Below are 14,051 nucleotides of genomic sequence, written 5' to 3' on the forward strand. Positions count from 1 at the left end.
CCAGGTCCGAACAACTTGGCCTGAACCTCCGGTTCCGGGACGACTCGGTGCGTTGTCCACAGGGTCCCATCGGCCGTCGTACGAGCGACTAGGCTCGCGCAAGTACGAGTCGAGCCGTGATCGGGAGACACCCACGATGGCCAAGAAGCGCCCCCCTACGAAGGCCAAGCGCCCGCAGAGCACCGGTGGAGTCGGCGCCACAGGCGCCGATGGGCAGGTTCCGGTTGTCGGCGCGCGCGAACAATGCCCCTGTGGCAGCGGCCGCCGCTACAAGGCCTGTCACGGCAGGGCCGCGGCCCAGGCGGTGACGGAGCTGGTGCACCGCCCCTTCGAGGGTCTGCCCGGCGAGTGCGACTGGGTCGCGCTGCGTGAGCTGGTGCCCGCCGCCACCGTCGAGCTGAAGCTGAAGGACGCGCTCCCCGAGGACGTCCCGTCGGTCACACTCGCCACGGTCCTGCCGATGGCCTGGCCCGCGCTGCGCCGCGACGACGGCTCGGTGCTGCTCGGTCTGCAGAACGACACGTCGTCGGGCGACATCAGCCGCGACCTCGCCGACACCCTGCAGCGCGCCCTGGCCGCCGAGCCGGGCACTCCGGTTCCGGGTCGGCGCGCCCCGGCCGACGGTCCGCGACTGCAGGACCTGCTCGACGCCGAAGGCGCGTTCGAGCCAGTTGTGCACACGGGCTTCGAGTTCTGGGTCCCGGACGCGGAGAACGCCACGTCGGAGGTGTCCGCGTCCCTGGAGCGGGCCAACGCGGCGGCCATCCCGACCGTGAAGCTCACGGGCGTCGACTCGGCGTACTGGTGCGAGACCCCGGACAAGAACCACCTGCGCTGGGTCATGCCGCACGCCGAGGAGCGGCTTCTGGACGCTCTGGCGCGGCTGCACGCGGCGGGGACCTCCAGCCTCGGCGAGGGCACCCGGCTGGTGGGCTCCTTCCGTGCTCACGGCCTCACCGTGCCGGTCTGGGACCTGCCCAGCGGCGTCGGCGCGGACGATGTGGAGAAGCCGGCGGCCGAGTTCGCCGAGCGGCTCGCCGCGGCCCTGGCGGTCGAGACGCCGCTCACCCCGGAGGAGCGTCGGGCGCGCGGCGGACTGACCAACCGGCAGGTCACGCTCAGCTGACGCCGGGGGCGTGGACCGACCGGCCGGTCAGCTGATCGGAAGCTTACGAATGTGGTGACTCCTGTCACAACTCCCCTACGTGACAGGCAAATTCGTGTCCGAATAGCCAAGATCGAATTTGCGAAGCGCCGATCTCTTGTTACGGTTTCATTAGCCCGGTTGCTGGTGCATCCCCCGTCGCCAGCAACCGGGTCTTTTCATGCCTGGCCACGTAGCGACTCCGGACCCGGATCGTCGTACGGATCGGCAGTGGGCGCCAACCCCCTTACGGCTGGGCCGAGTTGCTCCCGGAGCGCAGCAGCAGCGGACCGCGCCCGTCGGGCGCCGCGAACTCCGCCACGGCCGTGTACGCCCCCATCTCGCCCCGTGTGCGCTCCCTCGGTGTCTCGCACGCCCCCGGCTCGTCCTGCGCGCCCACAGCGCAGTGCATCCGCACGGTGTGCCCGCCCGGAGCCATCACGCTCAGCACCGAACTCAGCTCTCTGCCGGTCGCGTTGCGGTAGTAGGTGCGCGCCCAGGTGTCCTCGCCCTGGCTCAGCACACAGGTCTGCGCCTCGATCCCGTCGGGGGAGGTGAGCTCGGGCCCACAGCGCGCGGCGGTGGCCAGACCGAGGTCCAGGAGGAGGGGCGAGCGGGAGGGATCGGCGAGGCCACCGCTGCCACTACGACCGCCGTCGGCCTTTCCGTCGACGGCGTCGCGGGGGTGGGCGGCGGCGCGGGAGTGGGGCCCGTCGCCCGCATCGGCCACGTCAGCGGCGTCGGACCCGTGGGCGCCGTCGGCCCCTACGGCGCCGAGCACACCATCGGCCCCGTCAGACCTGGCAGCCACATCAGCCCCACCCGCACGCTCAGCCGTACGCGCGGCCTCGGTCGTGCCGCTCCCTCTGCCGATCGGCCCGGCCGACGCGACCAGCGGCAGCGCGAAGGCGACCGCCACGGCGACGGTCAGTCCGGCGAGGCGGAGCTTGCGGGGGTCCAGCCCACCGCGCGACGGCACCGAGGCCCGGTGGCGGGGTGCCGAGTGCGCTCGGCGCGCCCACCGTGAAGAGGCCCGCCGACCACGAGACGAAGCAGCATGGCGCCCCGGCCGCGAGACCGTACGACGGCGGGGCGCGGACTGCGAACCGGCACCGGGACCGGGACCGGGACCGGACGGAGGCTCCGCACCGGCATCGACACCGGACGGAGGCTCCGCACCCGGGCCCCAGGGCGGCTCCGCACCCGGACCGGGCTGCGAACCGACAGCGACACCGGCACCGACGCCGACACCGGACTGCGGCTCGGCGGCCGGAGCCGACTGCGACTCGGCAGCCGGAGCCCGCGCCGGTTCCGGCTCTGGCTGCGGTTCCGGCTCTGGCTGCGGTTCCGGCTCTGGCTGCGGTTCCGGCTGCGAGGAGCTCCCCCGCCCCCTGGACGGAGTCGCTCCGCCCCTCGACGGAGTCGCTCCGTGACGGCCCCCAGGAAGACGCTGCATGAGCGGAAGATAACGAGCGGCAGGCCGCGTTCCGCTCCGCGCGCGCCGGGGGCGGCTACAACTCGGGCGCGCTCACACCCGTACGAGTGAGGGCGTCGACGACCGCGTCCACGACGGCCTCGACATCGGGTACCCAAGGGGCGGCGGAGCCGGGGAGCGGGGCGCGCTCCCAGCGGACGGCGCCGTGGCCCGTCTCCGAGGGGGGCAGGGCGAGATAGCCGCCCTCGCTGTGGAAGCGGAGGGAGCCGGGGACGAAGTCCTTGGCGTAGAGCAGCTCGCCCAGCTGTTCCATGGAGTAGGGCGCGACAAGGATCGCCCAGCGGTGCGGGGCCGCGACGACGGGGCCGAGGCGCATGCCCGTGCGGTCGAGCGCGGCGAGGGCGCGGGCGGCGGCGAGAGCCGGCAGGCTCACCGCGCAGGGCGCCTTGCCGCCGGTCGCCAGCACGATGGGGGCCGACGGCCGGTTGCCCCACCACCAGCGGACCATGCGCTCGTCGGTGGTCGCGGCCAGCAGCGGGGGATCGAACGGGTGAGCTCCGGGCACCACGCACTCCGGGTCCGGGCACGCGCAGCGGGCACGCCCCTGCGGGTCCGGTGCCACACCCGGGAGTACGGGCCACTGCCATTGCGTCGCGAAGGTCAAGGCCTGCTCGAGCATCTCGGGCCTCCCGCCGTTGCGCCTGGGCAGGAGCCTGCGTCGCCTTCCGGGGATCTCGCGCATGAGCGCTCGTTCCTTTCCGTTGCACGCCTGGCAACACCGTGGGTCGGATCACACCATGTGGTCGTTCACTTCACTGTGCGTACCTGCTGGCGCATCACACCCCTGTGCAGAACAAGGGGAACCCCTATGGGCCGAGCGTTGGTTCGCGTCCGCGTCGGCCACGTCCATGAATCGTGTCGACTTGCGTCTGTCAAAAGCATGGGCATGGCGTGGGGGTGGCGGCGCCTGGCGTTTTGCCGTACCGCATGTGCTCGCCGCCTCCGCCACGGGAGGATGGGGCTCGGTCGTCGGTGCATAGGACGCCCGGTTCCGTCGCCAGGTTCCGGGTAGGTCTCCCACCCCTGGCCTTCACCGAGTACGTACCCATCACGACCGCTGTGACGCTCTGTTTGAACAAGGCCAGTCGACCTCAATACACCGTTCCCCACAACACTTTTTAGCCAACTTTGCTTTTATCTCTGGACTGGACAAGAACACACCGGAAGTACAACCGCGCCGCACGGACACCAGATATCCCAACAGGACAATGCTGGACATCTCCGCACGAGTGCGTGTAGATGTGGAGACACTGCTAGCGGCGCAGAATGACATGGGGGTTTGCGATGCTTTTGAGCAATACGCACCGGTCCGAAAGCCGGACGCCATGAACGCCCCTCACCCTCCGAAAGTGGCTGGAATCGATTCAACGGTTCCCTCTCCCGCACACACTGTCGCGCCGACGCCAGCCGCCACGGACACCCCATCGGCCACGTCGGCCACCGAGCACCCCACCAGCGCGGACGCCGCGTCGGGACCCGCGCCGGGGGCCGTTCTCCAGGACAGACTCGCGGGCTGGGTGTCGGATCTCACAACCCTTCATGAACTCACGGAGCGCCTGGCTCGCACGGCATCGCTCACCGACGCCCTCCAGGAACTGCTGCGCGCCGGAGCCGCCCTCGTGGGCGCCCGGCGCGGTCTCGTCGTCCTGGAGCCCGGCGACGGACTCGGCCCCGACACCACCATCGGTCTGGGCCTGGCCCGCGCCGACCTCGGCCACCTCGAGACCGTGCCGCGCGGCTCGATGCCGTACGGCGATCTCCTCGACACCCCGGCCGGGCTCCCCGGCGGCCTCCGTGAAGTCGTGCGCCCCGATCTGTTCGCCGAGGACGGGCTCGACCCCCGCCACCGCGAGGTGGCCGGCCGGCTCGGTTACGCCGCGAGCTACGCCCTGCCCCTGTCCGCGGAGGCGGCCGGCCGGCTGGGCGCCGTCGCCTGGTTCTACGACGAGCCGGCCGAGCCGGCCGAGCGCCAGCGGCATCTGGCCGGGCTGTACACGCGGTACGCCACCGAGCACCTGGCGCGGATCGTCGAGGTCGACCGTACGCGCGTGTGCATGGCGAAGATCGCCGAGGAGCTGCTCCCCTCCCGGCTGCCGCGCGTCGCCGGGATCCAGCTCGCCGCCCGGCACCGCACCTGCCCGCGCGGCGGCGGCGACTGGTACGACGCGCTGCCGCTGCCCGACGCCGCGCTCGGCCTGGCGGTCGGGTCGGTGACCGGTTCGGGGCCCAGCGCGGTCGCCGCGATGGGGCGGCTGCGGGCCTCCCTGCGGGCATACGCCGTGATGGAGGGCGAGGACCCGGTCGCCGTCCTGTCCGACCTGGAACTGCTGCTGCGTCTCACCGAGCCCGCCCGCAGCGCCACCGCGCTCTTCGCCTACGTCGAGCCCGCACTGCGCAAGCTCACGCTGGCCGGGGCCGGGCACAGCCCGCCGCTGGTGATCGGCGAGCGGCGCACGGAGTATGTGGAGACGTCCCTGTCGGCGCCGCTCGGCATGCTCGCCTGCTGGGAGGCGCCCAGCGTCGAGCTGACCGCCGAGCCCGGCGAAACGGTGCTTCTCTACACCGACGGCCTGATTCAGCGCACCGGCGAGCCCGTCGACCGCGCCTTCGCCCGCCTTCACTCGGCCGCCGCGAGCGTTCCGAAGGCCCTGCGCACCGACCCGGGCGCGATCGCCGACCACGTCCTGCGCTGTGTACTGCCGGACGGGCTGGACGAGGCGGACAGCGCGGAGGACGTGGTGCTGCTGGCGGCGCGGTTCGAATGACCCGGTCAGCACCGCCGACAGCACCACCGGTCAAGCAGCACCGGTCAAGCACCACCGGTCAGGACCAACAAGACCTTTCGGGCCTGGGCCCCGTCCCGTACGACCGTACGATGGGCGGGGTCCAGTTCCGTATCTAGGAGGATGACCGTGGCGGACGAGCTCACTTCGGCTGCATCGGATTCTGCTGCTACCGCAGCGGGGCCGGAGAACCCGGAGGCCGAGGCGGCCGGAGCCGAAGAAGAGGCGCCGATCAAGCAGCGCAAGAACGGCCTGTACCCGGGCGTGTCCGACGAACTGGCCGAGAGCATGAAGTCCGGCTGGGCCGACACCGAGCTGCACGACCTGCGGCCGATCGCCCAGGCCGCCGAGACCGCCGCGCGCCGCGCCGCGCTCTCCGCGCGCTTCCCCGGCGAGCGTCTGGTGATCCCCGCGGGCAACCTGAAGACCCGCTCGAACGACACGGAGTACGCCTTCCGGGCCTCCGTCGAGTACGCGTATCTCACCGGCAACCAGACCGAGGACGGCGTACTGGTGTTCGAGCCGGTGGCCGACGGGCACAAGGAGACGATCTACCTCCTGCCCCGCTCCGACCGGGAGAACGGCGAGTTCTGGCTCTCCGGCCAGGGCGAGCTGTGGGTCGGCCGCCGCCACTCGCTGACCGAGTCGGAGAAGCTGTACGGCGTCCCGGCCGGTGATGTGCGCGAGCTGGCGGAGAAGCTGCGTGAGGCGACCGGCCCGGTGCGGGTCGTACGCGGTTACGACGCCGGGATCGAGACCGCGCTGACCGACAAGGTGACGGCCGAGCGGGACGAGGAGCTGCGGGTCTACCTCTCCGAGGCGCGGCTCGTGAAGGACGCGTTCGAGATCGGCGAGCTGCAGAAGGCGGTCGACTCGACCGTGCGTGGCTTCGAGGACGTGGTCCGCGTCCTGGACAAGGCCGAGGCGACCTCCGAGCGGTACATCGAGGGCACGTTCTTCCTGCGCGCCCGGGTCGAGGGCAACGACATCGGCTACGGCTCCATCTGCGCGGCCGGCCCGCACGCGACCACGCTGCACTGGGTGCGCAACGACGGACCGGTGCGCTCCGGTGACCTCCTGCTGCTGGACGCGGGCGTCGAGACCCACACGTACTACACCGCCGATGTCACGCGCACACTGCCGATCAGCGGGACGTACACCGAGATCCAGAAGAAGATCTACGACGCCGTGTACGAGGCCCAGGAGGCCGGGATCGCGGCGGTGCGGCCCGGCGCCAAGTACCGGGACTTCCATGACGCCGCGCAGCGGGTGCTCGCCGAGAAGATCGTCGAGTGGGGGCTCGTCGAGGGGCCGGTGGAGCGGGTGCTGGAGCTGGGGCTGCAACGCCGGTGGACGCTGCACGGGACGGGGCACATGCTCGGCATGGACGTCCACGACTGTGCTGCCGCGCGGACCGAGTCGTATGTGAACGGGACGTTGGAGCCGGGGATGGTGCTGACCGTCGAGCCGGGGCTGTACTTCCAGGCCGATGATCTGACCGTTCCCGAGGAGTACCGGGGGATCGGGGTGCGGATCGAGGACGACATTCTCGTCACGGAGGACGGGAATCGGAATCTGTCCGCCGGGTTGCCGCGGCGCTCCGCCGAGGTGGAGGCGTGGATGGCCTCACTCACGGGCTGATTCGGGGTTGGTGGCCGGGTACTGGTTCAGTGCCCGGCCATTTTTTCCGCGGGTGCGTCGTGGTCGCTCGCGCCCCGTTCCCCCGCGCCCCTGAGAAGACGGGCTGCGCCCCGGTCCTCACGGAGTGATCGGCAGCGCGTCCGCGAACAGTGCGCCCGCCAGGAGGGGCGCGCTGCCCCTCGGGCTCCAGCCCCGGCTCTGGAGGTCGGTGTCGAAGGTCCGCAGGGCCTCGCGGCCGACGGCGGTCGTCGTGCCGCCCGCCTCCAGGACGCCGCGGGCGCCCGCCTGGACGTGACGCAGTCCGTGCGGGCCCGCCGTGTACAGCAGCTCCGTGTCCTGGAGCGTCGACATGACCGTCAGCAGGGCGTCGAGCCGGGCGTCCGGCTCGGGGGTGCCCGCCTTGCGGGCCTTGGCCAAAACATCCAGGGCACGGCGGACGTGGGGGAAGCCCGCGCGGGCCTCGCCACGGGCGCCGGCCGCCCCGTACTTCGCCGAGACCGACGAGCCCCGGGAGGGCCGACGAGGGGCTCGGCGGTCGGGGTGGGCGGCGATCTTCTTGGCAGTGGCGGCCAGGTCGCGGCCCCGGGCGGCGGGGTCGAGGGCGGCCGCGGCGACGAAGAGGCCGAGGACCCAGGTGGCGCCCCGGTGGCCGCCTCCGGCGAGTGCCACCGAGTGCTCGGTGGAGCGGCCTATGGCGCCCAGTTCGGCACGGAGTTCGGGTGTGGCCGCTCCGTTGCGGCGGGCGCAGGCCGCCATCGCCGCGAGGCCGGGCGTCAGCGCCTTCGCCGACCAGCGCAGAGCACAGTGGTCCTGCCGGGTGACTCGCGCGGCCAGGTCGCGCGGGTCGGGCAGGCCGGGCTTGGGAGCCAGTTCCAACTGCCGGGTCAGCGCGGCCACCGCGGCCTGCGCCAGCGCGTCGTCCTCGCGGCTGCTCATGGGCGTACCTTACGAGGAGGTCGAGGCGGAGGGGGAGGCCTCGCTCGGGGCGTCTGTCGGGGGCTCGCCGGACGGGGGTGTACCGCCCTCCCCGCCACCGCCTCCGCTGCCCGCGCCGGTGTTCTCGGCGTCCGGGTCGACGCCGAGGGTGAGGAAGCCCTTGTAGCCCTTGGACGGGTCCTTCTTGTGCACGGCCTTCAGAGTCAGCAGACCGCTGGAGGCACCGCCGCCGTCGTACACCATGTCGTTGTCGAGGGTGGTGTAGCTGCCGCTGTGCTGGGAGTAGGGCTCCAGGGTGAAGATCTCCTGGGCGATCTCGTCGTCGAAGAAGAACTGGCCGGTGTAGTTGACCTTGCCGCCCTCGTAGGTGCCGTCCTCCTTCTCGCCGCCCGTGTGGACCTTCACATGGATGTGGCAGGTGCGCGGGGTGTACCAGCCAGGGAAGATCGTCTCGAACTTGACAACCCCGTTCGCGTTCGCAATCTGATAACCACGCAGATAGGTGGCGTCATTGGCCGTCGAGCCGTCCTCGCTCTCTGCGGGGGCCGAGCCGCCGGGGTTGGCCGTGGTGTAGCCGGAGTAGTAGCCCCAGGCGTCGCAGTGCCAGATCTCCACGGCCGCGCCGGGGACCGGGGTGCAGCCGTCGGTGGCGTCGACGACGGTGAGGCGCAAGGTCAGCGGCACACCGCTCTTGCCTTCGGTGATGTCCTTGCGCACCAGCGCGCCGTCGAGGTAGTACGGCCCCTCGGTGACGCTCGTCATCAGCGTCATGCACTCGCCGCTGGTGCTGGTGGCCGACGCCGCGGCCGTCGTGTCCGCGGCGACTGCCTCCGTTTCATCCGCAAAGGCGGACTGGTACCCGGCGACCGCGAGCCCGCCGGCCGCGACCGTCCCTCCGGTCACTGCGAGGGCGCGGCGCCGGGTGATCGTCTTGCTCCTGTGGTTTCCCGTCATGGCAGAGGAAATTAGGTACGCAGTCCGTCAGCGGGCTGGGGGGTGGCTGTGAGGGGGCTGAGAGTGCTGAGAAGGCTGAAGGCACGGGGCGCGGATCTCGACGGGCCTCGGGGATGTCACCGTGCTCGCGGCCAGTCCCCTTGCGGATCAACTCCCCTTTCAGCAACGGCTGCTGACATTCCGTCCGGTCGGACGGCAACCCTCCGTACGGTTCGCGCGGCCTGACCGTCATCGAGCACTTCCCGGAGCAGTCGTTACGTACAGTGACGGCCACTCGGGTGGGTGAACCCTCGGAGATCGTGGCGCAGAGCTTCGCGAGCCGGGACATTTCGCGCGGGGGTACGCCCCCTCGCGCGGGTCGTTCGGGTGCACGCGCCGTACTGCGCCCCGGCGCTCCCGCTGAGAGAGGGTCACCTTTGTGACCTACCAACTGCCAGTCCATTAGGCCTATTTACCGCCCGAAAGGGTAAAGACTTCGTAACAAGCCCTCCGTCCGACAGCCGGTCGACGCTTCTCTTGACCTGGCAGTCGACCAACAGCCAAGTCGATGGCCTTGGCATTGACCTCGGCAAGAGGCCTGCACACTCACTCGGGGGTGTGACGGGCCTCACGTTTATCCGGCAAGGTGTTGCAGTGACGCCTCTCCGGGTTGGCTAATGTTCGCTCGCAATCAGTGGCCGACGGGCACTAGAACGCGCCCGTCTGCCCGCGTCTGCCCAGCAGTCGTTCGGCACCTCAGGCTCGCGCTTCCGCTCCGCCGGTGATCTGCTTGTGAAGTGTGAGGCTCACCCCTACGTTCCGTCACGGTGCGTGTATGTACGCACAGACAGATAGCTGAGGTCCGAATGAACGCATCCCACGACGCCGCGATCACCGCCGCCGTTGCAGCGACGGCAGCCGTGCTCGGCCCGGAGCGGGTGTCTCTCGTGACGCTGGCCGCACAGCGCGGCGGCGCCTCGTCGCCGGCGTTGACTCGCGTCGTGTCCAACGGCGTCGAACGGCGCGGACCGGGCCGCGTCGCGGTGGCGGCCTTCCAGTCCTCGGTCTGATCGGGCCCATCCGACCGATCAGACCGATCCGACGTCCCCATCCCACGTCCGATCCGAGCGATCCGACCGATCCGACCGATCAGACCGACCCGGCTGATCAGACCGAGCCGAGGACTGTCAGCACCCTCATGACACTCATGGGCCGACCACTCCACCCCTTACGCCAATTCGTGCTCAAAATGCACAGCCGCTGCGATCTCGCGTGCGACCACTGCTATGTGTTCGAACACGCGGACCAAAGCTGGCGCGGTCGGCCCATGGTGACCTCCGACAAGATCCTGCGCGCCACGGCGGAACGTATCGCCGAGCACGCCAGGACGCATCACCTGGACACCGTCCACGTGGTCCTGCACGGCGGCGAACCCCTCCTCGCCGGTCGTGTCCGACTGCGCGCGGCAGCACGGGAACTGACCGACGCGCTCAGTGGCGTATGCGCCCTCGACCTGCGCATCCACACCAACGCGGTCACCCTCGACGAACGCTTCCTGGACCTGTTCGACCAGTACGACATCAAGGTCGGCGTCTCGCTCGACGGCGACAAGGCCGCCAACGACCTCCACCGCCGCTACGCCAACGGCCGCAGCAGCCACGACAAGGTCCTCAGAGGCATCGCCCTCCTCAACGAGCCCCGCTACCGCCACCTCTTCGCGGGCATCCTCTGCACCATCGACGTACGCAACGACCCCATCGCGGTCTATGACGCCCTCGCCGAACTCACCCCGCCGCGCGTCGACTTCCTCCTCCCCCACGCCACCTGGGACGAGCCCCCGCAGCGCCCCGCCGACGACACCGACGGCACGGCGTACGCGCGCTGGCTGCTGGCGGTCTACGACCGCTGGACGGCGGACGGCCGCCCCATGGACGTACGTGTCTTCGACTCCGTCCTGAGCACGCTGCACGGCGGCGACAGCCTGACCGAGTCGCTGGGCCTCGCCCCGACCGACCTGGCCGTGATCGAGACCGACGGGACGTTCGAACAGGCCGATTCGCTGAAGACGGCGTACGACGGCGCGCCCGCGACCGGCATGGACGTGATCGTGAACTCGCTCGACGAGGTCGCCGCGCATCCGGGTGTCGTGGCCCGGCAGCAAGGGATGGACGGGCTGTCCGAACAGTGCCGTAGCTGCCCGGTCGTGCGCTCCTGCGGCGGGGGCCTGTACGCCCACCGGTACAGATCCGGTCCCAGCGGTTTCGTGAACCCCTCCGTCTACTGCTCCGACCTCCTGCGTCTGATCACCGAAATCCGGGACCGCGACATGTCCGACCAGACCGCCCCCTCCCACCAGCCCGCGCAGCCGCCCCTCGCCGACCACCACCTCGACGAGCTGGCCTCCGGCCTCGGCTCCACCGCCACCACCGACCTGCTGGCCCGCCACCAACTCGCCCTTCACCGCGAGCTTTTGGCCCTGGTCCGGCAGGAGAGCGGGCACAGCGACCTCGGCGAAGCGGCCTGGCGGACGCTGACCGTGCTCGACCGCGAGGCACCGGAGTCGGTGGACAAGGTGCTGGCCCATCCGTACGTACGCCCCTGGGCGATCCGCTCGCTCCAGGGCGACCCGGAGGCGGCGGCGACGGCCGTGCGGGGCATGGCGGAGATCGCGGCGGCGGCGGCACTGCGCGCGGGCCGCGCGGAGTCACTGGTGGTGCCGGTGCGGGACGGGGTGCTGCGGCTGCCCACGCACGGCGCCCTGAAGCTGGAGGGCGAGGACGTCGACCGGGTCACGGTCCGCATCCACTCCGACGGCTTCACGGCCGAGACGGCCGAGACGGCAGGCGCGACGTACACGGTCTCCTGGAAGGGCGACAAGTCCGCCTCCTGGCAGGGGAGTTGGTGGTTCGGTCTGGACGACTGGCCCGTCTCGCTGGAGGACACGGATCCCTGGCGGGACTGCCACGGCCATCCCGCGCACCCCCGGCTCGCGGAGGACGAGGCCGAGGCGTGGCACGCCGACCTGACTCAGGCATGGGCGTGGATTCGCAGCGAACTGCCGCAGTACGCCCCGGGCCTGCGAGCGGGCCTGAGAGCGGTGACACCCCTCATGCCCTCCGCCACCGGCGACGACATCAGCTCGGCGGCGAGGGACGCGTTCGGCGCGGTGGCGATCGCCAGACCGGCCACCCCCGAGGCGCTCGCGCTGCTCCTGGTCCACGAGTTCCAACACGTCAAGCTGGGCGCGGTGTTGGACCTCATGGACCTCTACGACCCATCCTGCGACCGCCTGTTCTACGCCCCCTGGCGCCCCGACCCACGCCCCCTGGAAGGCCTGCTCCAAGGCACGTACGCCCACCTGGCGGTCATCGACTACTGGCACGCCCGGCGGCGTACGAGCACGGGCGAAGAGGCCCGTGCGGCGGAGATCCAGTTCACCCGCTGGCGCGACCAGACGGCCGAGGCCGTGGAGACCCTGGCGGCTTCGGGGGCACTGACGCCCGCGGGGGAGCGGTTCGTGGCGGGGATGCGGGCGACGGTGCGGGGGTTGCTGGCGATCGAGGTGTCCCCGGAGGCCCTGCGGGCGGCTCGGCGGGCTGCCGATGAGCACAGGAGCGCCTGGCGGGAACAGTGAGCCCACCGGCGTAACACCTCAACCCCCCGTGGATACGGGTCTGTTCGTCCTGTTCCGAACGGGACTTGTCGGTTCCTACACTGGGGTTCCAGTCACGGGACGTCGGGGGGTCATACGTGCAAGGGGGAACGGGGCGCGCCAGAGGGGGGAATCCATACTTCTTCCTCAGTTATGCGCACACCCCTCGGAACGACGCGGGGGACGCTGACCCGAACGCTTGGGTGAAGAAGCTGTACGACGGGCTGTGTGAGCACATCATGCAGCTCACCGATCTGCCGCCGGGGACGAAGGCCGGGTTTCTGGATCAGGGCATGGCCGTGGGGACCCGGTGGACCGACGAGCTGTCGGAGAACCTCGCGCGGTGCAAGGTGTTCGTGCCGCTCTACTCACCGAGGTACTTCATCAGTGAACAGTGCGGCCGCGAGTGGTGGGCCTTCTCCCAGCGGCAGGCCAACAAGCGGGCGAGAGGCGGTGCAGCCTGGGAGAGCGCCATCATTCCGGCGTTATGGGTGCCGGTGGAACCGGCTCAGATGCCTCAGGTGTCCCGCGATCTCCAGTTCAACCACGCCACCTTCGGGCAGGACTACGCGGAAGAGGGCTTCTACGGGCTGACCAAACTCCGCTATCTGCGGGACGAGTACGAGCGTGCCGTGTACCGGCTCGCCAAGCAGATCGTGAAGATCGCCAAGGAGACCGAGCTCGACGAGGGGCAGGTCTACACGGAGTACGAGTCGCTGCCGAGCGCGTTCGGCAGGACCGGGCATCCGCCGGAGTTCGACATCTCGGTGCTCGCGCACACCCGGTCCGATCTGCCGGCCGGGCGCAAGCCCGACTACTACGGGGACCGGCCGCGCGACTGGAACCCGTACCACCCCGTCTCGGCGCTGTCGCTCGGCGACCACGCGGCCAACCTGGTGCGCACCATGGACTACAAGGTGAACATCGGCGACTTCGAGAACGACGCCGAGCACATGCTCCGCCAGGGCGCGCCCAAGGCACCGGGACTGCTGCTGCTCGACCGGTGGACGCTCGATTCCGACCAGGGCCGGCGGCTGGTGGGCAAGCTCTGCGGGGACCGGCGGCCCTGGATCAGTGTGATGATCCCGCAGGCCAGGGACGACATCGCCCCCACGGAGAAGGAACAGGAGCTGCGGTCGCTCACGGCCCGGACCCTGGCCTCGCGGATGCCGAACGGCAGCGGCCACTGCTCGCCCAACGGCGGTGTCCGCGATCTCGACGCCTTCGGCAACGAACTGCAGAAGGCGGTCATCTCGGCCGTCTCGTACTACTGGGAGAACGCGCGGACCTATCCGCCGGAGGGGCCACCGAGGAAGCCCCCGCGGCTGCGGGGACCCGACCTGGGGTAGCGGGCGCCCCGGGCCAGCGGGTTAGAAGAGGACCCGGACCGGGAAACCCCGGCACGACCAGGCATCACCACGAGAAGCGAGGGACGAGTGAGGCCGACACCGGCCGACCGGGCGGAGG

The 14,051-nt window shown here is 70.8% G+C and carries 10 protein-coding genes; 6 read left to right on the forward strand and 4 right to left on the reverse strand.

What is annotated here, in order from left to right; genetic code table 11:
- Window positions 1-136: 136 nt before the first annotated feature.
- On the forward strand, window positions 137-1,126 hold the full coding sequence (locus SGFS_RS28825) for a DUF5926 family protein (RefSeq protein ID WP_286254607.1): 990 nt from the start codon (window positions 137-139) through the stop codon (window positions 1,124-1,126).
- Window positions 1,127-1,391: 265 nt separating this feature from the next.
- On the opposite strand, the gene SGFS_RS28830 is transcribed toward SGFS_RS28825, so the two are convergent.
- Both SGFS_RS28830 and SGFS_RS28835 read right to left on the reverse strand, forming a co-directional pair.
- Window positions 1,392-2,123, reverse strand: a complete 732-nt coding sequence (locus SGFS_RS28830; RefSeq protein WP_286254609.1) for a TrbL/VirB6 family protein — start codon at window positions 2,121-2,123, stop codon at window positions 1,392-1,394.
- A gap of 532 nt (window positions 2,124-2,655) precedes the next feature.
- A complete protein-coding gene (locus SGFS_RS28835; RefSeq protein WP_286254610.1) occupies window positions 2,656-3,321 on the reverse strand; it encodes a bifunctional DNA primase/polymerase in 666 nt (221 codons plus the stop codon).
- Window positions 3,322-3,847: 526 nt separating this feature from the next.
- Between SGFS_RS28835 and SGFS_RS28840 the strand changes: the two genes are divergently transcribed.
- Both SGFS_RS28840 and SGFS_RS28845 read left to right on the forward strand, forming a co-directional pair.
- Window positions 3,848-5,404, forward strand: coding sequence for a PP2C family protein-serine/threonine phosphatase (locus tag SGFS_RS28840; protein WP_286254612.1), 1,557 nt, complete (start codon window positions 3,848-3,850; stop codon window positions 5,402-5,404).
- A gap of 141 nt (window positions 5,405-5,545) precedes the next feature.
- A complete protein-coding gene (locus SGFS_RS28845) occupies window positions 5,546-7,063 on the forward strand; it encodes an aminopeptidase P family protein (protein WP_286254614.1) in 1,518 nt (505 codons plus the stop codon).
- 117 nt (window positions 7,064-7,180) lie between these two features.
- Here SGFS_RS28845 and SGFS_RS28850 read toward each other — a convergent pair whose 3' ends face one another.
- Together SGFS_RS28850 and SGFS_RS28855 are read right to left on the reverse strand one after the other, a co-directional pair.
- Window positions 7,181-7,999: a triphosphoribosyl-dephospho-CoA synthase gene (locus SGFS_RS28850; protein WP_286254615.1), complete on the reverse strand. Its 819-nt coding sequence runs from the start codon at window positions 7,997-7,999 to the stop codon at window positions 7,181-7,183.
- 9 nt (window positions 8,000-8,008) lie between these two features.
- Complete coding sequence (locus tag SGFS_RS28855; RefSeq protein ID WP_286254617.1) at window positions 8,009-8,953, reverse strand: intradiol ring-cleavage dioxygenase; 945 nt, start codon at window positions 8,951-8,953, stop codon at window positions 8,009-8,011.
- Window positions 8,954-9,798: 845 nt separating this feature from the next.
- Here SGFS_RS28855 and fxsA point away from each other — a divergent pair.
- From fxsA to SGFS_RS28870, 3 genes are all read left to right on the forward strand, one after another.
- Window positions 9,799-10,002, forward strand: coding sequence for an FxSxx-COOH cyclophane-containing RiPP peptide (gene fxsA, locus SGFS_RS28860; RefSeq protein ID WP_286254618.1), 204 nt, complete (start codon window positions 9,799-9,801; stop codon window positions 10,000-10,002).
- Between the two features lie 137 nt (window positions 10,003-10,139).
- The gene (locus SGFS_RS28865; RefSeq protein ID WP_434028085.1) at window positions 10,140-12,566 is read left to right on the forward strand and encodes an FxsB family cyclophane-forming radical SAM/SPASM peptide maturase; all 2,427 of its coding nucleotides are present in this window, start codon (window positions 10,140-10,142) and stop codon (window positions 12,564-12,566) included.
- 116 nt (window positions 12,567-12,682) lie between these two features.
- Complete coding sequence (locus tag SGFS_RS28870; protein WP_286254620.1) at window positions 12,683-13,933, forward strand: TIR-like protein FxsC; 1,251 nt, start codon at window positions 12,683-12,685, stop codon at window positions 13,931-13,933.
- The last annotated feature ends 118 nt before the right edge of the window (window positions 13,934-14,051 follow it).

It is taken from the genome of Streptomyces graminofaciens (assembly GCF_030294945.1).
GTDB classification, from domain to species: Bacteria; Actinomycetota; Actinomycetes; order Streptomycetales; family Streptomycetaceae; genus Streptomyces; species Streptomyces graminofaciens.

Bases quoted from the DNA above. Each gene is read 5' to 3' on its own strand.
- SGFS_RS28825 (WP_286254607.1), top strand. From the start codon at position 137: ATGGCCAAGAAGCGCCCCCCTACGAAGGCCAAGCGCCCGCAGAGCACC.
- SGFS_RS28835 (WP_286254610.1), bottom strand. From the start codon at position 3,321: ATGCGCGAGATCCCCGGAAGGCGACGCAGGCTCCTGCCCAGGCGCAAC.
- SGFS_RS28840 (WP_286254612.1), top strand. From the start codon at position 3,848: ATGCTGGACATCTCCGCACGAGTGCGTGTAGATGTGGAGACACTGCTA.
- SGFS_RS28845 (WP_286254614.1), top strand. From the start codon at position 5,546: ATGACCGTGGCGGACGAGCTCACTTCGGCTGCATCGGATTCTGCTGCT.
- SGFS_RS28850 (WP_286254615.1), bottom strand. From the start codon at position 7,999: ATGAGCAGCCGCGAGGACGACGCGCTGGCGCAGGCCGCGGTGGCCGCG.
- SGFS_RS28855 (WP_286254617.1), bottom strand. From the start codon at position 8,953: ATGACGGGAAACCACAGGAGCAAGACGATCACCCGGCGCCGCGCCCTC.
- fxsA (WP_286254618.1), top strand. From the start codon at position 9,799: ATGAACGCATCCCACGACGCCGCGATCACCGCCGCCGTTGCAGCGACG.
- SGFS_RS28865 (WP_434028085.1), top strand. From the start codon at position 10,140: ATGGGCCGACCACTCCACCCCTTACGCCAATTCGTGCTCAAAATGCAC.